Raw genomic sequence first — 19,268 nt, 5'->3', positions numbered from 1 at the left:
GTGGGGTGCAGTTTGTCTATATGCAATTGATTCAACATGATGAAAGCTAACCCCGGCCCTCGCAGATGGGAACGGGTCGCGAGCACACCCTTGATGAGTTGGGCCTGTGCTAGTCCTGACGTGACCGCAACCATCAGTTGGCCATGAGAGGGGCTATCCCTTCACGGAGACAGACAATGGATTTACGGGCCGATCTGATTCGAAGTGACTAGACAAGAGCCTCGGATGGGCGACGACGACGCGGCACTTCTATGAACTCGACGAAGTACTCGCCAGCGTCGTAATATGCGAACCCGCCGTCCCCGTCCATGCCGTAACCCCCTCCCCATTGCGCCGGCTCGATGCCCTGACTGCTCAGCTTGCGCACGCAGGCTGAAACCTCGGTAACGAACCTGCCTACGTGATGGAAACCGTGTCCGCGACGGCTGATGAACTCGTGGTACACGCTCGGCCCCTTGAGTGGCTCTATCAGTTCCACTTGCGGGACCGTGCTGGACAGCGCAACCTTCATCTCGAACTCGGCCACGCCTCCGCGGAAGCCGGCCACAGGCAGCGCCGCGGCCTCATAGGTGTACGAACTCCACTGAACGTCGCCGAGCCGACGGCTCCATTCCGCGACGGCACTCTTTAAGTCCGGAACAACATAGGCGACCTGGTCTACGTCGGGCCACGCGCGAGACGTGCCGCGGCAACCCGCGATCAGTGCAGTCATCGCCCTCAATACCAGTTGCCATCGACGGTCATGCCCCCGTCGACGTATAGCGTCTGCCCGGTGACGTAGGAGGCGTCGGGCGAGGCCAAAAAGGCAATCGCCCCAGAAATCTCCTCTGGCTCCGCTAGGCGCGCCATCGGCGTCCTCGCGATGATGGGGCTGAGATCCAGCGAGCCCTTAGCGATCAGCCCAGCTGTCATTTCGGAGTTGATGTAGCCCGGCGCCACCGCGTTCACGCGAATCCCTTGACTCGCCCACTCCACGGCGAGCGCACGCGTGAGTCCTTCAATCCCAGCCTTGGCGGCGCAATAGCTCGAGCGGCCCGGCATCCCTGCCTGCGCGGCCACCGACGAGACATTGACAATGGCTGCCTGAGGTGACTGCGCCAACCACGGATAGGCGGCCCGACTCACGCGCATCGTGCCGTTGAGGTGCACGTCAACCAGGCCGGACCAATCCGAATCGGACACGTCCGCCGCAGCAGCGGGGCGAGCGATGCCCGCACAGTTGACCACCACGTCAAGGGATCCCCCCAACTGCCCCACCGCCCTCTCGACGGCGTCGCGCACGGCGTCATCGGAGGCGACGTTGGCGGATGCAAAAACGGTGCCTGGGCCGAGCGAGGCCGCCGCGCGCGTGAGGGCATCTTCGTTGAGATCGAGAAGCGCGACGCGCCCCCCATCGCGAAGCCACCGCCGTGCGGTCGCAAAGCCGACGCCAGAGGCGCCACCAGTGATAAGTGCAGTCGAAGCGGGCATACCGATCCTTCTTCTATGAAGTGCTCACAAAGGACGCTGACGCTGTCAGTGCCGCGCGAGCCCAGTCGATGGGCAAATACAATCCGGGATCGACCTGTGTCTTCCAGCGTCCGTCCTTGATCGGGAACGGCTCGTAAAGGACCTGATCGATTGGGTCTGCGCCGGTGGTGTGGGGAATGACCTCGACCAGATCGGCAGCGGCAAGGGCAAGGGGGAAGTGCAGGTGGGGCCATACGTGAGGCGCGACCCGCGCTCCGGCTGCGCGCGCCCGCTGTGACGCAGCCAGGACCTCGGTGTACCCACCGCTGGCGGAGACGTCAGCCCGAACGACGCGCACCCCGTCGGCGACAAGCAGATCGTAGGATGTCGCGGACATCAGGTCCTCCCCAGAAGCCACGGGCGTCGTCAGACGTTTTGCCGCTGCCGTCACGGCCCCTATCTCGTAGCTGGGAAACGGGTCCTCGATGAAGTCGAGATCGAAGTCTCGGAATGCCGAACCGTACGCCACCGCCTCGTCGACTGTCGTGAAGGCACCGTGGAAGTCGATCCCTAGTCCGACTTGGGGATTGAGACGGTCGACGACATCGGCGACGAATTTCATGTCGGTGGCGAGATCATGGCCGGGGACGATGAGCTTGATGGTGCGGTACCCCTGGTCGACAAATTCCGCGACCTCGTCGAGTATCGGGCCGACGCCGCGGTGGTCGAGGAAGTAGCCCGCAACCGCCATGAGCGAAACGTCGTGATCAGCACCGCCTAGTGCCTGGCCGAGTGGAACCCCGTCCATTTGTGCCGCAATGTCCCACAGAGCGACGTCGATGAGCGATCCTGCCCGCGCCATGGCCCCCCAGCCCGGGGCGTAGCGTCGACGCAAAACGCTGTGAACGGCGGCGGGGCTGATGTCCTCCATCGCCGTCACATCTGACGCGAGACTAGAGAGGGCCGCCATCAATGGCGTGCCCCTGGTGTATCCAGTTGCTGATCCGACAACCCCTGAAGCAGTCGTCAGCCGCAGAAGGACGTAGTCCCTCGTGCGATACGTGATCGCGCCCAGATGGAGCTCATACGGCATGGGCAGCGAACACTGCCACGCCTCGATGCGGTCGATGCGTTCAGACATCTAGGTGGAGCTCTCCTCGTTGAGTTCGCGCCCGGAAGGTTACCGGGACCGCGCCTCACTCATTGTGCGACCCCAGTGCAGCTTTGTCCATGTTGAACGTGCTTCATTTGATGAAGAGAGCAAGCTAGCGCTCCTCGGCGGTTGCCACGGCGCGGTCGAGAGCCGCGAGAATGGCGGACTCTACGTGCGGAAACCGTTGCATCGGGGATGACACTGTAAGGCAGGCGACCACGTCACCGTTGCGCCGAATGGGGGCGCTGATACAGCTGACGCCGAGCTGAAACTCTTCACGGTCGTAGGACAATCCCTGCTCTCGGATGCGATCCAGCTCGGCAATCAGATCCGCTCGCCGCGTGATGGTGTGGGGCGTCAGACGACGCAACTTCAGTCTCGAAAGCGTCTCCGCTCTCACCTCTGGCGAACTGAAGGCAAGAAGCAGCTTGCCGCTCGCGCGGGCGTGGAGATCGTCGGCCGCGTAAGCGTCGTTCAGCCCAACCACTCGGACCGCGTGCGCTCCCTCCGCGGTTTCGAGAACCTTGACGGTACCCCCGCGCCAAGCGCCGAGGTAAGTAGTTTCAGAGGTCTCAGACACAAGCTGATGCAGAGCAGCCCGGTGAGCTGGCGGCACGGCATCAGCACGTTGAACAGCCTGCGCGATGATCTCCGCTCGCGGCCCGATCTGGAACACGCGCTGAGAGTCCTTCGAAATCAGACCCTCCGCCCACAGCGTCGTAAGCAGGTGATAGGTGGTCGGCAACGACAACTCGAAACGATCCGCGAGGGACTTGGCCGTCTCGCCCGTCGAGCTCTCCGCCACCGCGATGAGTAGATCTACTGCCCGGCTCACCGACTGAATGCGGGTCTGGCTTCGGGGCTCACCGTTCGCTGTGTCTTCGTTGCTCACGGGCGACATATTACGCAGTATATGAAATCAAATCGAGGAACTTGCTCAACTGCCGGCGCCCACCCCGCTGAGCGCCGCCGCGCGCGGCTGTTTGCGCTCAACCCAGGGTTGCACTCCCCCACCCGCTGTGTCATAGAATGAAGCTGTTTTCATATCCATAAACTCCCCCTGATTGCGGCCAAGTGCGAGCGATGCGCAGGAGCATCCGACACGCGCTGCATCTGAGCGGGAAGATCCGCGGGTGAGCGGAGGGGCAAAGGAGCCGGGTTGATCATCACATTCGTCAAGAACTTCGGCGTTGTCACGAGAAGAACCCATTCGCCGATCAGGCCCGCAGAAATGAGCGTCCGTTGAGCACCAACACCTTGACCGGCTCAGCACTGGTGAAGTTCGCTGAAGGGGCAGGCAGTCTCGAGCTACGACAAGTCGAGGTTGGCCCCGCTCAAGCCGGCCAAGCACTGGTCGCAGTTGCTGCGGCTGGGATCTGCGGCACCGACTTGCACATCGCTGATGGCGAGTGGGCGGTGAACCCCCCAGTCACGGTCGGGCATGAGTTCAGCGGCACCGTCGTATCAGTCGGCGATGGCGTCGACCCGGATTGGGTCGGTTCACGAGTGGTGTCGGAGGTGTTCTTTGGTAGCGATGAGACGTGCGACGCATGTCAGTCGGGGCATCGGAACCTTTGCCCCAACCGACAGTCGCTGGGGAGCCACGTGGATGGCGCCTTCGCCCCCGCCGTCCTCGTACCGGTCCGCAATCTGCATCGACTGCCGGACTCAATCGGCTTGACGGAGGCAGCGCTTCTGGAGCCGCTTGCGTGTGTGGTCGGGGCGCTCTGCGATCCCTCCGTCATCAGCGCAGGAGACCGCGTCCTCGTGACCGGGCCGGGGGCAATCGGCCTCTTCGCAGCTCAGGTAGCCCGAGCGCACGGCGGGCAGGTCACGATGCTCGGCCGAGAAGCTGATCGGCGGCGGCTCGCCGTAGCGGAAAACCTCGGGCTGCGGGTAGAAGTTACCGAGAGCTCTGCGGATGAGTCGCGGAGGGAACGTTTCGACGTTGTCATCGAATGCGCCGGCGCCGCCCCCGCGGTTTCCTCGTGCCTTGCGGCCGTGCGGCGACGCGGTCGTTACGTCCAGCTCGGCCTGTTTGGCGGGCCGATTTCGGTTGACCTCAGCGCGATATGCCTGAAAGACCTCACGCTGACCTCCGGGTTCGGCGCCACTCCAGAAGGATTCCGGCGAGCGATCCGCATGGTCGCGGATGGCCTCGTTTCGCTCGAACCCCTCATTACTCAAATAGCTCCCCTCCACGAGTGGGAGTCCGTCATCGCCGCGACACGACGCGGCGATGGCGTGAAATTTCTTTTCGCGCCGCAGGCCTGACGCTCCTCTCGGATTGGACGATTGACATGCCGTACACCTATGACCCCATCGACAGCTACCGTCGGATGGCCTTCATCCGCCAGTTTGAGGAGGAGGTTCTCGAACTCGGACGCGACGGACATGTAGTTGGTTCGGTGCACCTCTGCCTCGGGCAGGAAGCAATCCCGGTTGGAGCCATGTCGGTCCTTCAGCCAGGCGACAAAGTACTTTCGACGTATCGGGGACATGGTTGGGCCCTGGCCAGCGGCGCAGACCCGTTCGCGGTGCTCGCCGAGATCGCGCAGCGAGCGGAAGGCACCAACGGCGGCCGTGCAGGCTCACCCATGCTGAGCGCTCCTGACGTCGGCTTCATGGGCGAGAACTCCATCATTGGCGCGGGTCTCCCCATCGGCGCCGGCATTGCTCTGGCGGATCGCGCGCAGGGTCGAGACGGTGTCGTTTTGGTCTCACTGGGCGACGGCGCGATGAACCAAGGGGCCACCACGGAGGCGATGGTGTTCGCTGCCGCTCAAAACCTTCCGGTCATCTTTGCGCTGGAGAACAACGGCTGGTCTGAGATGACGCCGATTGCCACGACCACACGCGGTGAGCATCTTGCGCGGCGAGGGCAGGGGCTCAACATCGAGAGCCACGTCATCGACGGACAGGACCCCGTCGCTGTTGCTGAAGCCGTCGCCGAGGCGGCTCGCACCTGCCGGGCAGGCGAAGGTCCCGTGCTCCTGGAGTTCAAGACCATTCGTCTCTCTGGTCACTACAACAAAGACATCCAGCACTATCGCCCCGAAGCCGACGTAGAAGCCGCGCGTTTGCAGGACCCGCTTTTGCGTCTAAGAGAGCTGGAGAATCTCTCGGACGAGCAGATCGAGCGGATTGACGCTGAAGTTGCGTCCGAGATCAAGGCTCTTTCGGAGCGTGTTCGGTCTCTTTCCGCGCCGGACCCCGATGACGTCCTCGAGCACCTGTATGCGCCAGACCTCCCCGCCCCCACAAGCGGTCATGCGGAGGGTAAGGAAATTGCGTACTTCCGAGCCGTCAACGAGGCGTTGAAGGATGCTCTGCGCCGTCGCGAAGAAGTCGTCGTGTATGGAGAAGACGTGGGCTTCGCGGGCGGCATCTTCGGCGTCACGCGCGGCCTGCAGAAAGAGTTCGGCGAGCAGCGGGTGTTCGACACCCCCATCGCTGAGAGTGCCATCCTTGGGTCTGCCGTCGGCGCCGCGATGAACGGTCTCCGACCTGTCGTGGAGATCATGTGGGCGGATTTCGTGTTCGTCGCCCTCGACCAGATCATCAACCAGGCGTCAAACGTGCGCTACATCAACCGGTCCGCCGTAAGCGCCCCTCTCGTGATTCGTATGCAGCAAGGGGTGACCCCGGGCTCCTGCGCGCAGCACTCGCAAAGCATTGAGGCGATCCTCAGCCATATCCCCGGCATCAAGGTAGGCATGCCCACCAGCCCCCAGGATGCGTACGCGATGACGTTGGCGGCGGTCGAAGACCCCGACCCAGTGATTCTCATCGAGCACCGGGCGATGTACCAGGAGCTCGGGACCGTCACTCTCGCCGGGCCGACGGAGATCGTCGGCGGTGCGCGTGAACGACGCTCCGGTTCCGACGTTTCCATCATCACGTGGGGCTCGATGGTGTCCGCGTCTATGGAGGCCGCCGAGACCCTGGCTCAGACGGGTATCGAGGCTACTGTGCTTGATCTCCGCTGGTTCCGACCGCTGGACGAGGAGGCGATTGCCCGTGCCGTGGCCACATCCAACGGTCGCATCGTCATCGCGCACGAGGCGTTCGTCACCGGAGGGTTTGGCGCTGAAATTGCCGCGCTCATCAGTGATCGCCATTTTGATCAGCTCTCCGCACCGATCATCCGTGTGGGCACCCCGGACGTACGGATGCCCTCCGCCCCCGCCCTGCAGGCGGCTGTCGTTCCTGCCGCGAAAGACATCGTGGCCGCGGTGAACCGCGTCATGTCCCGATGAGCGCCATGCAGGAGTTCTTGGTCAACATCGACGTCGACACGGGCGATCTGGAATCTGAAGAGGTGGATCAGCTCAAGCGAGCTGAGCGCGAACGAGCACTCGAACTTGCCGCCGAGGGCTTCCTCCAGATTCTCTGGCGCATCCCTGGGCGCTGGGCCAACGTTGGTGTTTGGCGAGCACCCAACCGCGAGATGCTGCTCCAAGCCCTCGGCACCTTGCCGCTCAGGCCATTCATGTCCATCGACATTCAGGAACTCGAAGAGCATCCCAACGATCCGCGCACCCTCGACGAGCACCACAACCAGGCATCCCATTCGGAGAAGCTCGAGCCCCTCCCCGAGTTGCCGATCCGCACACGCTCGACAGGACGTGGTCCGCTAGGTCGCGCCGCCGAGATCAGTCAGGTCTCTCTTCCGGAATTGCCCGAGTTGACCATGCGAAGCCGGCGCCTCGACGAGTCGCCGAGCCCGATTCCGCAACACGCTCCGGCAACCACAGGGGCACCTTGGGTGACGTTGGAGATCGATCTGACGAGTGTCTTGCTCGACGTGGCGGCGGATCGCGCTGACGAGCGCGTACGTCTGGTCGTGGAAAACGCGGCCGCCGAGGTTTCTTCCGCCGGGTCGCTCAGCCTGTCGCACTCCGGACGAAATGGCTTGGACTCGGCTGGCAACCCCTCTCCGAATGCGGCGCTGACAATCGATATCGGGCGCGTCCGACGTGCCGCGATGATTCGCCCGCTACCCGGCGGGGAGGATGCCATACAGATCCGAACTGTCGCCACGCTCACCGCAACAGGCACGGGCGCCGCGGATTTCGACGCGGCTGGCGACCTGTTGAGAAAGATCAGGGACACCCTGACGAATGCTTCGGAGCTGGACGCTTGATTCTGGGTAGTTTGCATCACGGTGTAGTGGTCCGTGATGTCGCGGAATCTATCGCCTGGTACCGAGATGTGCTTGGCCTAGTCCTTGTGCACCGACAACGACAGCAGAACGCATACACGCCTCTCCTGGTGGGGGTTCCTGGGGCGGTCCTGGAGGTCGCTCAGATGAAAATCCCGACGACGCTTCCGGCGCTGTCCACTCACGACATCGAGTTGATTCAATATGTAGCCCACGGAATCGACGGATCGCCGTCACCGGTCAACCAGGTCGGCAGCGCTCATCTCGGTTTCCTCGTGGACGACATAGCCACGCTGCACGACAGGGTTTCACTCGGGGGCGGAACCTTCCGAAACCCCCCAACCCGCATAACGCAGGGCGCGAACGAAGGCGGGTGGGCTTGTTATTTCCACGATCCGGACGGCAACACGTTGGAGTTCATCCAACCGTCTCCTGCCCGGCTGCTGGAACTGAAGTCCTACCTCGAAGATCACGCCGCACCCCAGAACAAGCCGCACTAGGTCTGCAACCCCGCAGGGGCTGAGATCCACGCGAGCGGAGTGACCTGGACAAAGAAGGTGGGCCGAGCATGCTCGGCCCACCTTCTGCGTCATCCGGCTAGGCGCTCACGTTGAACGAAACGAGCGAGGTGGGAGTCGGCGGCAACCCCGCCGAATCGCGGCTCCGCAACGCCTGAGACACCGAGGCCGGTGATAGCAAACAGGCTGCCTCGTGCCGCCGGGTCTCCGGGGTAGTGCGGCTGCGGTGGTTCGGCCATCGAAGTCACATACAGCACGTCGAGGTCAGCTCCCCCGAACATCACACTCGTGGTCTTCTTCACGGGCATGTCGATGAGGCGGTCCAACGTTCCGTCGGGGGCGAATCTGGCGAGCTTACCTTCGTAAACAAAAGCGTTCCAAAGGTAGCCCTCCGCGTCGACGGTCGACCCATCGTGCGCGCCCACACCGGTCCCCGGAACTGCGCCGAAGCGGCGACGGTTGGTCGCGTCCCCCGTCTCGACGTCGTAGTCGTACTGCCAGATCTCGCCAGACCACGAATCTGCAAAGTAGAAGCTCCGGTCGTCGGGAGACCAGCACGGCCCGTTGGAGCAGATGATGCCCTCGTCCAAAACGCGTAGCTGCCACGATGCGTCCAGGCTGTACAGGCGACCGCTGGACTCGGTCTCGGACATGTTCATGGACCCAAATACGAACCGTCCAGCTCGGTCCACCTTGCCGTCGTTCAGGCGGTTACCTGTCAGCCCAGGTTCGGGGTCGATCACGGCGGTGACTTCTCCGCTAGCGAAGTCGAGCGTGTGAACGCCGTCAGCCAGCGCCACGACGGCGCCCTCCCCATCTCTGGTCAGCGCCATCGACCCAATCGCGGACGGAACGGTCCAGGCACGCAACTCGCCACCATCGGCGGTACACCTAAATACCCGCTTGCCGAGACTGTCGATGAAGTACAAGCGCTGCTGCGCGACGTCCCACAGTGGGCCCTCGCCCAGCGCAGGCTTCACATCGAGAACGATTTGAATTTCCATGGGTCTCCCGCCTTTGGGGCCAGTTCGGACCGCAGCAGCATAAGCCACTGAAGCGTTTTTCATCATGTGAAGCCAACGGACCGGGGTTCGCCAAGACGAGGCGTCGACACGCGCCGTGGTTTGGCCATATGAACTTCACTCAAAATATTGACAATCTCTGATGGGTCGTGTCAACCTCTGAGCGTCTTATTCACCGACGAAGATGGAGACGCCTTGTCGAAGGATCGCGCACTGCCCGTGCTCGAGGCACGGAACCTCCGCAAGGCCTACGGCGCTACGACAGCGCTGGACGGCGCGCAGCTCGGACTCGCCGGCGGCAGTGTGACGGCACTCATCGGAGAAAACGGTGCGGGAAAGTCCACGCTCGTTCGGATACTGAGCGGGATGGAATCGCCCGACGAAGGTGAGCTCCTCCTTGATGGCGAACCGGTGACGTTGGAGTCGGCAGCCGCAGCTCGCGCCGCCGGCATCGGGACAGTCTTTCAAGAACTCAGCCTGGTCCCCGACCTCACCGTCGCCGAGAACCTGGAGCTTGCTGGCCGCCCCGGCAAGCGGTGGCGCCGTTCTCACGGCGAAGAAGAAGCACGACGGATCGCACATGAGTGGGGCCTAGAAGGCATCGCGGTGGAATCCGAGGTGGCTTCGCTGTCCATGCGTGATCGGCAGCTCATCGAGATTCTGGTGGTCGTCTCCCGACACCCGAAAGTCCTCATCCTCGATGAGCCGACATCCTCCCTCCTGCCGGAGGACACTCGGTGGTTGGCCCGGGTGATGGACCGTCTGACTGCTGCGGGTACAGCGATCCTCTTCATCTCACACCACTTCGAGGAGATCGAGGAGTTCTGCGCGGTGATGACCGTGCAGCGAAATGGTCGTCATATCTCAACTGTCGACCGAGCAGACTTCACCCGCAGGGTTGCCATCGAGCAGATGATCGGTCGCTCGCTCGAGTCGAACTTCCCGGTGCGCAAACCAGCTCCAGAGGACACGGAACCGGTTCTCACCGTTACGGACCTCGCTCCCGATGGTGGCCGGGGAATCAGCCTTCGAGTCCGCGCCGGTGAGATCGTCGGCATCGCGGCCCTCGAGGGTCAGGGACAGCGTGCGCTGTTCGAGATGATCGCAGGGAACCGCTCTGCGCGTGGTGGATCCATCGAGTTCGAGGGCCGCCCTGTACACCTCCGATCCCCTCGTGCCGCTCTGGCCGCATCATCCGTCAAGGCGCACGCGAGACGGAGAATCGGCGGAATTGCGTTCGTACCTCCCGAGCGCAAGACGCAAGGGTTGGTGCTCGGCATGTCTATCCGGAAGAACGTCGCGCTGCCGGCTCTTCCTCGGTTCGCCCGGGCGGGGATACTTTCCGACAGTCGTGAGACCACTGAGGTCGACGCCTTGTTGAGATCGGTGGAAGTCGCGCCCGAGCGCCGTGAGCTGAACGCTGCGACTCTCAGCGGCGGGAATCAGCAGAAGGTAGTTTTCGCGCGCGCCATCGCCAGCCGGCCTCGCCTGCTACTTCTCTTCGACCCCACCCGGGGCGTGGACGTGGGAACCAAATCTGAGTTGTACCGACTCATCCAGCGCCTCGCGGACGAGGGCACGGCGATCCTGATGTACTCCACCGAGATCCCCGAGTTGACGAACCTTTGCCACCGCGTCATCTCCATGTACGCGGGATCGGCAAGCGGAGAAGTATCCGGATCCGAAGTCTCGGAGGAAGCAGTGATGGCCTCGGCGCTGAGCCCCGCACCCGAAATCACCGCCAGAGCGACCGCTGAGGAGCGATGAAGATGTCCACCATCGGTATGCGGCCCGCGCTTGGGCGCCCGCAACGCAGCAGAGCGTCGCTCCTGCTCGAGCGAGGGATCAGCAGCGGAACTCTGGTTGCCGCCGCCGTGCTGTTGATCATGATTGTGATCTTCGTGAGCGTGCGCCCCACGTTCTTGCGGGGGACGCTTTTCACCAGCCTTGTCCTGAACGGGAGCCTCGCAGCGGCACTGGCCGCCGCGGGGCTGGCCCTTGTCGTCCTCGTCGGAGGCCTTGATCTATCCATAGCGGGAAGCATTGCCCTCGCCAACGCTCTTCTGACGACTCAGCTGGGTGGCGGGCCAGCCCAACAAGCAGCCATCATTTTGATGGTGCTCGTCATTGGGGCCGCCACAGGCTACGTCAATGGCTTGCTCGTCACCGTCTTCGGGTTGGAACCCGTTGTCGTGACACTTGGAACCGGATTTATCCTCAGCGGCACCGCGCTGCTGATCCTCCCCGCTCCGGCGAGCGTAGACCCCGACAGCCTCGGTCTGATCGCCACGCTCACGACCACCGCCGTCGTACCCGGGGCGCTTGTCCTGATGTGCGTCGTCGCCGCTCTGTGGCTGGTTCTGCGTCGGTCCTCGCTAGGTGCGCACATCATCGCTGTGGGCAGCGACCCACATGCCGCGGCTCAGAACGGCGTCCGGGTCGGGCGAACCAAACGGATCGCCTTCGCGGGCTCCGGCCTGCTTTACGCCCTGGCAGGTGCTGCGCTGACGTCGCAGACGCTGGGGGGCGACACAGCCGTCGCTCAGGACTACCTTCTCACCGCTTTCGCCGCGGTTGTCATCGGGGGAATCTCCATGGGCGGGGGCCGAGGATCTGTTGTCGGCGCGATCATGGGTGCCGTAACACTCACTGTTGCGATCAACCTGCTCTTCGCCATCGGCCTCGCCAGCTTCTGGGGTGTGATCGCGAAGGGATTCATCCTGCTCGCCGCGGTAGCACTCCAGGCGGGAGTACGAGCGCTGCATCAACGTCTGGCACCCCCGCCACCCCCAACGTCCTTCTCACCGGACTGGATGAACGGAGGACGGTCATGAGCCTCGCCAAAGATCGAACCCCGGAACGACGTGGCACGCGAATGGGACCCCTCGACCTCGGAGACGTACGAAAGTCCGTCCTCGCTGTCTATGCCGCGTTGGCACTCCTCATCGTCTTCACGCTCATCGTCCGCCCCAACCTCACCAGTCAAGGCAGCCTGACCACGATTGTCGTCTTCGCCAGCGTCACCGCGCTCGTTGGACTCGGGCAGGGTGCCGTCATCTTCATGGGCGGGATTGATCTCTCCCTGCCCTCCACGATGACCGCCTCAGCGATTATTTTCGCTGGCATCACCAGAGGCGACGGGGACCTCCTCATCCCAGGGTTGGGTGTCGCGCTCGCCCTGGCACTCATAGTCGGCGTTTTCAACGGCGTCGGTGTTACCGCCTTCGGGATCCACCCCGTCATCATGACTCTGGCGATGGGCGCAATCGTGGGGGGAGCGACGCTCGGGTACACCGGTGGGTCTGTTACCGGTGCGCCGCCCGCTAGCGTCCGCGACTTCATGACCGCCCCCGTCCTCGGACTCCCCGCCGCTATCTGGCTACTGATTCTCCTAACGATCCTCGTCACGATTGGCGCACGCACCACAACCCTTGGCCGACGAATCCAGGCCGTCGGAATGAACAAGGTCGCCGCGCGGCTGGGCGGCGTTCACACTGGCCGACTTGAGATGTCCACATACATCGTCTCGGCCGTGTGTGCGGCAGTAGCAGGAGTAATGCTCTCCGGGTTGGCGTCGCAAAGCTACCTCGGCATGGGCGAGCCCTACCTGCTGTCGTCGATTGCCGTCGTCGCTCTAGGGGGCGCCTCGTTCTCCGGGGGCCGCGGCCACTTTCTCGGCACAGTCGGCGCCGCTCTGCTCTTGAGCTTGCTGACCTCTCTGCTCACAACCTTCCAGCTCCCAGAGGCTGTTCGCCAGATCGTGCTCGGCGCAGTCATCCTGCTCGCGGTCATCGCCGGCGGCGTCCTCCGTCGGCGCGCTCAATGACGAACCAACCCCGCATAAGAAGGAGAAACACAGTAATGAACAGAAAAGTGATCGTGGGCACGATGGCGTGCCTGGCGGCCGCTGCGCTCGGGTTGAGCGGGTGCGCCCCCGGCGGCGGCTCAGGAGAAAGCGGCGACAAATACCGAGTCGCGCTCAGCATGAGCTACTCCGGCAACGACTGGCAATCCACCTCCCGCAACCTGATCGAAGCGGCCGCAAAATCCGCGCCACTGCAGGATCGCGTCTCCTCGCTTGACGTCTCCGTTGCCGGTACCGACGCGCAAGCCCAGATTGCACAGCTCCAGCAGATGATCGCTGGGGGCTACAACGCGATCATCGTGTACCCCATCTCTCCCACGGCGTTGAACCCGACTATCAAGCAGGCTTGCGACGCCGGAATTGTCGTGGTGGCCTACGACGCTCAGGTCACCGAGCCATGCGCCTACAACGTCTCCTTCGATCAGAAAGAGATGGCCGCAACCAGCGCAGGTTATCTCGCCGATCTGATGGGCGACGAAGGCAATGTAGTGATGATTTCGGGAGTGTCCGGAACGACCGTCGACACCGACCGCAACGATGGCGCGCGGGCCGTTTTCGAAGAACGTGGCATCAACGTACTCGACCAGTGCGAGGGCCAATGGGCTGCCGGACCGTCCGGAGAGTGCATGAGCCGACTGCTCGCGGCGTTCCCCGACATTGACGGCGTCTGGGCGCAAACGGGCGGCATTGCTCTCACGTCAGCTTTCGACTCTGCTAACCGACCGTACGTGCCCATCATCTCCGAGGCTGAAAACTCCTGGCGACTCGCCCTCGTCGACCCGACGATGACGGCGAAAGGGTTGAAGGGTGGTTCGATGGGGGCCCCCCAGTACCAGGGCGCTGCCGCCCTGCAGCAGGCGGTTGCCATTCTGGACGGCGAAACCCGCGATCACTTCACCGACGTTGGCTACGACTGGGTGACGCAGGAGCAGATCAAGAAGTGCGATACCGGTTCCGTCGAGGAACTCGAGGGTGGCTGCAACGTCTTCCCAGCTGGATCTGTATCGGACTCCTTCTTCGCCGACTGGTACAGCAGCGACTACACAGCCTTCGCTGATCTCCAGACGGCTCTCACCGCAGTTCCCGCCCAATAATTACGGACAGGGAGGGGTCGGTCGACGGATCTGCCCCTCCCTCATCTCTCGAAGGATGGTGCCGCGGTGCTAGATGCGCTCGCAACCGAGCAGCAGCGGGACCGGATCACCCTACGGTTCCTCGCCACACCTGGTGACGTGAACGCGAAGGGCGACTCGGTGCCGGCCGGCCGAGTCCTGGAATGGATCGACAAGGCCGGCTTCGCCTGCGCTGTGGGGTGGGCCGAGGGATACTGTGTCACCGCCTACGTCGGCAACGTCCACTTCACGCACCCAATCAGACCCGGCGCCCTCGTGCAGGTGCACGCTCGTATCGTGCTTACAGGGCGCACCAGTATGCACATCCTTGTCACGGTAGAAGCTAGCGACGTTCGTGAGCGACGCTACTCGCGCGCGATGCACTGCCTCCTGGTTTTCGTGGCTATGGGCGCGGATGGCCTGTCCCGCCCCGTTCCGTCGTGGTCTCCCTCCAGCCTCGTAGATTTCGAGTTGCAACAGCTCGCCTCCGAACGTGTTGCGCCGCGTCAAACGATCCAGCAGGAGATGGCCGCCCAAGTCTTCACACCCGACCACACCGTTCCTGAAACCGTTTTCCGGTTCCTGGCGGCTCCCGGGGATGCCAACTGGGGCGGCAACGCGCACGGCGGAACCGTCATGCGCTGGATCGACGAGGCGGCTTATGCCTGCGCCGCGACGTGGTCATCGGAGAACGCCGTCGCGGTCTACGCCGGAGGTATCCAATTTCATCTACCCATCCGAATTGGCGACGTCGTTGAACTGCGCGCCCGCCTCATTCACACGACAGCACGCAGCATGCATATAGCAGTCCAAGTAAGGGCTGCGGCACCGGGCCTGGAACCCGCGCTTACGACGCGCAGCATGACCGTCTTTGCCGACGTGCGTGAACGCCGAGCTTTGCCCGTCACACGGTTGTGTCTGAGGTCCGACGAGGACCGTAGGCTCAGCCGTCATGCTCAGACACTGATGGAGCTCCGCAGATCGATCTCCCCTCTTCCGCCGACGGTCACCGGTGTCGAATGACAGTGTTGCTCACAGTGGCACCTGTTCTGCTGTGCGAAGTCGTCCACGGGGCGCGGTCGAAGCTAACGCCTACCTCCGCTGCCCACCTCGCGTTGATCAGTTCATGCCCTTCAACTCCAGTCATGCCCAGTTCCGGTGATTTCCGATGCCGAGTCCGCTAAGCAGCGCTACCCCCGCGCGTTCGGCATCACCGAGGCGGTCAGGCGTACATGCTCGCCGCGACCGGGTCGACTCTCACCGACGAGGAGGTGCTCTACCTCACCGTGCACGTTGAACGACTGGCGATGAGCCTGGGTCGCGCAGAAGCTCCTGGCGGACCGGACGTGCCCGATGCTAGAGTCGCCGACGCAGGTTCGCTCCTGCCGACGATTACCGGATTGCTACCGCGCGAGCGGGCAAGACCTGAATCCACATCGCTGACCGGCGGTGAACGGATTTGGGTCTTTTTTATTGCCCGAAACACTTCCCGGATCGTCGTAACAGAACGTTCGACGGGCCGCATGGATGCGGTGAAAGGCAGGTGGATTCCCATGGACGGCGACGCCATCGAGAGGGCCGGGTACGACCTGATCACCCCGGTCATCGTCACCAACGGCGACCTCTCTCCCGGGACGTCGCCGATATGTCATCCAGCCCTCTCGCACGCCCAACAGCTGTCCCGCGCGGCGTGGTTGACTCCCTCACATTTGCCCGCTGACCCTTGGAGATCAGAAGCATGAAGAACACCCCCTTCCCCGACGGCTTCCTCTGGGGCGGCTCCACCGCCGCGAACCAGATCGAGGGCGCGTACGACCAGGGCGGCAAGGGCCTGTCGGTGCAGGACGTGATGCCCCGCGGCATCTCGGGCCCGCGCTCCGAGACCCCCACGCCCGACAACCTCAAGCTCGTCGGCATCGACCACTACCACCGCTACGCGGAGGACATCGCGCTCTTCGCCGAGATGGGCTTCGGCGTCTACCGGTTCTCGATCGCGTGGAGCCGCATCTTCCCGAAGGGCGACGAGACCGAGCCCAACGAAGAGGGCCTCGCCTTCTACGACCGCGTGCTCGACGAGCTCGAGAAGCACGGCATCGAGCCGCTCGTGACGATCTCGCACTACGAGACGCCGCTTCACCTGGCCGAGCAGTACGGCGGCTGGACGAACCGCGAGCTGATCGGGTTCTACGAGCGCTACGCCCGCACCCTGTTCGAGCGCTTCGGCAGCCGCGTGAAGTACTGGTTGACCTTCAACGAGATCAACTCGCTCCTGCACGCTCCGTTCATGAGCGGCGGCATCCCGATCCCCGAGGGCGGCGTGCCCGAGCAGCAGCTGTACCAGGCGATGCACCACGAGCTCGTGGCCTCCGCCCGCGCGACCCGCATCGCCCGCGAGGTCGCCCCCGAGGCGAAGGTCGGCTGCATGGTGTTCTCGATGCCGATCTACCCGCTGACGCCGTCTCCCGACGACGCCGTCGCGGTGATGGAGGCCGACCACGGCAACCTCGTCTACGGCGACGTGCACACCCGCGGCGCGTACCCGGGGTACTTCCTGCGGACGCTCCGCGAGAAGGGCATCGAGCTCGAGATCACCGACCAGGACCGCGACGACCTGACGAACACCGTCGACTTCGTCTCGTTCAGCTACTACATGAGCATCGCCGAGACCGCCGACCCGTCGAAGAAGGTCGCCGGCGAGGGCAACATCATGGGCGGCGTCCCGAACCCGACGCTCGAGGCGAGCGAGTGGGGATGGCAGATCGACCCGGTCGGGCTCCGCCTGGTGCTCAACCAGTTCTGGGACCGCTGGCAGAAGCCGCTGTTCATCGTCGAGAACGGCCTAGGCGCGCGCGACCAGCTGGTCGAGATCGACGGCGAGAAGACGGTCGTCGACGACTACCGCATCGCCTACCTCAACGACCACCTCGTGCAGGTGGGCGAGGCCCTGCAGGACGACGTCGACGTGCTCGGATACACCTCGTGGGGCTGCATCGACATCGTCAGCGCCAGCACCGCACAGCTGAGCAAGCGATACGGTTTCATCTACGTCGACCGAAACGACGACGGAACCGGAACGCTGGATCGCTACCGGAAGAAGTCGTTCGGCTGGTACGCCGACGTCATCCGATCCAACGGGGCATCCCTGTCGTTTTGATGTTCCATTGACTCTTAGGATCCCCCGTTCGAGCAGGGTGGGACCGGGCGGCTCAACGCGGATAGAGCTTGCGCCCCGTCGCTTTCTCGAGTCGCGCGATGGTGCGCAGGTCCGGCCACGACAGTCCAGCAATGATCTTGCGCAGAGTTTTCTCGTCAAGATCGGCCTCCTTGGCAAGGGAGCGCACACTCCGCTCGCCCATGGCATCCACCAGTTCCAGAACAAGCAGACGCGCCGTCTCGGCCTCATCCTGATGGATCACGACGTCCGGCCACCTCGTCGAGAACTCGGCCGGGACGGGACGATGCTTCGCTTCCGTCATCCTGCGCGACCTCCCGCGCGGTGCGCGTTGCCTGCAAATGCCTGGATCATTCGTGCTGAACCGAACCATTTACCGTGACGCGGATCATCTTCAGCGTTTCCATTGACCGGGTCCGGTGAAGTCTCACATCAGTCGAGCAGCAGCGCCGGCTCCTCCAGCACGGATGCCACATCCGCGATGAACCGCGAGATCCCGTCGCCGTCGACCACGCGGTGATCGAACGAGCCCGACACCGTGGTCACCCAGCGGGGGCGCACCTCGCCGTCGACGACCCACGGTTTCTGGCGGATCGCGCCCAGCGCGATGATGCCCGCCTCGCCGGGGTTGATGATCGGGGTCCCGGCATCCACTCCGAACACGCCGATGTTCGTGATGGTGAACGTGCCGCCGGTCTGATCGGCGGGGCTGGTCTTGCCCTCGCGCGCGGTGAGGGTGAGGTGCTCGAGGGCCTTGGCCAGCTCGCGCGTGTTCATCGACTGCGCGTCCTTGATGTTCGGCACGAGCAGGCCGCGGGGGGTCGCGGCGGCGATGCCGAGGTTGACGTAGTGGCGCACCGAGATCTGGGCGCCGTCCTCGGTGTCGACCCACGCGGCGTTGATCATCGGCGTGCGGCGCAGCGCCCAGATGACGGCACGCGCCATGATCAGCAGCGGCGAGATCTTCACGTCGGCGAAGTCGGGCGAGGCCTTGAGACGCTTGACGAGCTCCATCGTGCGCGAGGCGTCGACGTCGACCCACACCGACACGTGCGGCGCCGAGTACGCGCTCGAGGTCATCGCGTTGGCGGTCGCCTTGCGGACGCCGCGGACGGGGATCGACTCCTCGCGGGCGTCGGAGGCGGGGACGGATGCCGTGGGCGCGGGCGCCGCGGGAGAGGTCACCGGGATCGTCTCCTCGCGCACGGCACCCCACGCGGGCGTCTCGATGTTGCGGAAGACACTGGCCTGCTCGGCGTGCTTCACGACGTCGTCGCGCGTCACCTCACCGGCGGGGCCGCTGGGGGTGACGGCCGCGAGGTCGACGCCGAGGTCGCGCGCGAGCTTGCGGATCGGGGGCTTGGCGACCACGCCGACCGACGCTTTCACGGGACGCTCGGCGGGCTTCCGGCGGCGCGACGACACCGCCCCGCCCGTGCCGTACCCGACCAGCACGGCGCCGCCGGGGTCGCTGGGCTCGGGGACGCTGACCGGCTCTGCGGGGGCCGGGGTACCGGCATCCGTCGATCCGATCGTGATGATCGGGGCGCCGACCTCGACGGTGGAGCCCTCGGATGCCAGCAGTTCGCCGACCGTGCCCGAGTAGGGCGACGGCAGCTCGACAAGCGACTTGGCCGTCTCGATCTCGACGATCACGTCGTTGACGGCGACGGTGTCACCGGGCGCGACGCGCCACTGCACGATCTCGGCCTCGGTGAGGCCTTCTCCGACGTCGGGGAGAACGAAGGTCTGCTCGGTCACGGTGTGTCCTTTGCTCGCGAGAGGTCATCTCGCTGACAGGTCGGCGACAGCG

General features: G+C 64.0%; 18 protein-coding genes. 11 read left to right on the top strand and 7 right to left on the bottom strand.

Annotation, left to right across the window (positions count from 1 at the left end):
- Positions 1-208: 208 nt before the first annotated feature.
- The 4 genes from F9B98_RS06685 to F9B98_RS06670 all read right to left on the bottom strand — a co-directional run bounded on the left by F9B98_RS06685 (position 209) and on the right by F9B98_RS06670 (position 3,494).
- The gene (locus F9B98_RS06685; protein WP_150954616.1) at positions 209-712 is read right to left on the bottom strand and encodes a VOC family protein; all 504 of its coding nucleotides are present in this window, start codon (positions 710-712) and stop codon (positions 209-211) included.
- Positions 713-717: 5 nt separating this feature from the next.
- Positions 718-1,470 carry an SDR family NAD(P)-dependent oxidoreductase gene (locus F9B98_RS06680; protein WP_150954613.1) on the bottom strand — a complete coding sequence of 251 codons (753 nt, stop codon included), beginning with the start codon at positions 1,468-1,470 and terminating at the stop codon, positions 718-720.
- A 13-nt stretch (positions 1,471-1,483) separates the two neighbouring features.
- Positions 1,484-2,590, bottom strand: a complete 1,107-nt coding sequence (locus F9B98_RS06675) for a mandelate racemase/muconate lactonizing enzyme family protein (RefSeq protein ID WP_150954609.1) — start codon at positions 2,588-2,590, stop codon at positions 1,484-1,486.
- 124 nt (positions 2,591-2,714) lie between these two features.
- Positions 2,715-3,494 (bottom strand): IclR family transcriptional regulator, encoded by a 780-nt coding sequence (locus tag F9B98_RS06670; protein ID WP_191966700.1) that lies wholly within the window; start codon positions 3,492-3,494, stop codon positions 2,715-2,717.
- 350 nt (positions 3,495-3,844) lie between these two features.
- On the opposite strand from F9B98_RS06670, the gene F9B98_RS06665 reads away from it, so the two are divergent.
- Genes F9B98_RS06665 through F9B98_RS06650 form a run of 4 tightly spaced genes read left to right on the top strand, consistent with a single transcriptional unit; the run spans position 3,845 to position 8,266 of the window.
- Positions 3,845-4,876: a zinc-dependent alcohol dehydrogenase gene (locus tag F9B98_RS06665; protein ID WP_150954602.1), complete on the top strand. Its 1,032-nt coding sequence runs from the start codon at positions 3,845-3,847 to the stop codon at positions 4,874-4,876.
- 26 nt (positions 4,877-4,902) lie between these two features.
- Positions 4,903-6,861 (top strand): thiamine pyrophosphate-dependent enzyme, encoded by a 1,959-nt coding sequence (locus F9B98_RS06660; RefSeq protein ID WP_150954599.1) that lies wholly within the window; start codon positions 4,903-4,905, stop codon positions 6,859-6,861.
- Positions 6,858-7,748, top strand: coding sequence for a muconolactone Delta-isomerase family protein (locus tag F9B98_RS06655; protein WP_225310249.1), 891 nt, complete (start codon positions 6,858-6,860; stop codon positions 7,746-7,748). Before F9B98_RS06660 ends, F9B98_RS06655 begins: the two co-directional genes overlap by 4 nt.
- A 26-nt stretch (positions 7,749-7,774) precedes the next feature.
- Positions 7,775-8,266, top strand: a complete 492-nt coding sequence (locus tag F9B98_RS06650) for a VOC family protein (protein WP_191966699.1) — start codon at positions 7,775-7,777, stop codon at positions 8,264-8,266.
- Between the two features lie 89 nt (positions 8,267-8,355).
- Here the strand turns inward: F9B98_RS06650 and F9B98_RS06645 are convergent, their stop codons facing one another.
- Positions 8,356-9,288, bottom strand: a complete 933-nt coding sequence (locus F9B98_RS06645; RefSeq protein ID WP_150954593.1) for an SMP-30/gluconolactonase/LRE family protein — start codon at positions 9,286-9,288, stop codon at positions 8,356-8,358.
- 213 nt (positions 9,289-9,501) lie between these two features.
- Between F9B98_RS06645 and F9B98_RS06640 the strand changes: the two genes are divergently transcribed.
- From F9B98_RS06640 to F9B98_RS06610, 7 genes are all read left to right on the top strand, one after another.
- Positions 9,502-11,073: a sugar ABC transporter ATP-binding protein gene (locus tag F9B98_RS06640; protein ID WP_150954590.1), complete on the top strand. Its 1,572-nt coding sequence runs from the start codon at positions 9,502-9,504 to the stop codon at positions 11,071-11,073.
- Entirely contained in the window at positions 11,070-12,140 is a 1,071-nt protein-coding gene (locus F9B98_RS06635; RefSeq protein WP_150954588.1) for an ABC transporter permease, read from the top strand. The genes F9B98_RS06640 and F9B98_RS06635 overlap by 4 nt, the downstream gene beginning before the upstream one ends.
- The gene (locus F9B98_RS06630) at positions 12,137-13,132 is read left to right on the top strand and encodes an ABC transporter permease (RefSeq protein WP_150954585.1); all 996 of its coding nucleotides are present in this window, start codon (positions 12,137-12,139) and stop codon (positions 13,130-13,132) included. Before F9B98_RS06635 ends, F9B98_RS06630 begins: the two co-directional genes overlap by 4 nt.
- Positions 13,133-13,167: 35 nt before the next feature.
- Positions 13,168-14,265, top strand: coding sequence for a substrate-binding domain-containing protein (locus F9B98_RS06625; RefSeq protein ID WP_191966698.1), 1,098 nt, complete (start codon positions 13,168-13,170; stop codon positions 14,263-14,265).
- Between the two features lie 66 nt (positions 14,266-14,331).
- Positions 14,332-15,306, top strand: coding sequence for an acyl-CoA thioesterase (locus F9B98_RS06620; protein ID WP_191966697.1), 975 nt, complete (start codon positions 14,332-14,334; stop codon positions 15,304-15,306).
- A 209-nt stretch (positions 15,307-15,515) separates the two neighbouring features.
- Positions 15,516-16,025, top strand: a complete 510-nt coding sequence (locus F9B98_RS06615; protein WP_150954577.1) for a hypothetical protein — start codon at positions 15,516-15,518, stop codon at positions 16,023-16,025.
- Positions 16,022-17,437, top strand: coding sequence for a glycoside hydrolase family 1 protein (locus tag F9B98_RS06610; RefSeq protein ID WP_150954574.1), 1,416 nt, complete (start codon positions 16,022-16,024; stop codon positions 17,435-17,437). The genes F9B98_RS06615 and F9B98_RS06610 overlap by 4 nt, the downstream gene beginning before the upstream one ends.
- 52 nt (positions 17,438-17,489) lie before the next feature.
- On the opposite strand, the gene F9B98_RS06605 is transcribed toward F9B98_RS06610, so the two are convergent.
- Both F9B98_RS06605 and F9B98_RS06600 read right to left on the bottom strand, forming a co-directional pair.
- Positions 17,490-17,759 carry a helix-turn-helix domain-containing protein gene (locus tag F9B98_RS06605; RefSeq protein ID WP_191966696.1) on the bottom strand — a complete coding sequence of 90 codons (270 nt, stop codon included), beginning with the start codon at positions 17,757-17,759 and terminating at the stop codon, positions 17,490-17,492.
- 128 nt (positions 17,760-17,887) lie between these two features.
- On the bottom strand, positions 17,888-19,216 hold the full coding sequence (locus F9B98_RS06600) for a dihydrolipoamide acetyltransferase family protein (RefSeq protein WP_150954568.1): 1,329 nt from the start codon (positions 19,214-19,216) through the stop codon (positions 17,888-17,890).
- Between the last annotated feature and the right edge of the window lie 52 nt (positions 19,217-19,268).

This window comes from Microbacterium testaceum StLB037 (assembly GCF_008763945.1).
Classification (GTDB): domain Bacteria; phylum Actinomycetota; class Actinomycetes; order Actinomycetales; family Microbacteriaceae; genus Microbacterium; species Microbacterium testaceum_G.
Note: the sequence above shows the minus strand (reverse complement) of the source record. Positions and strands in the feature narration are given on the sequence as shown.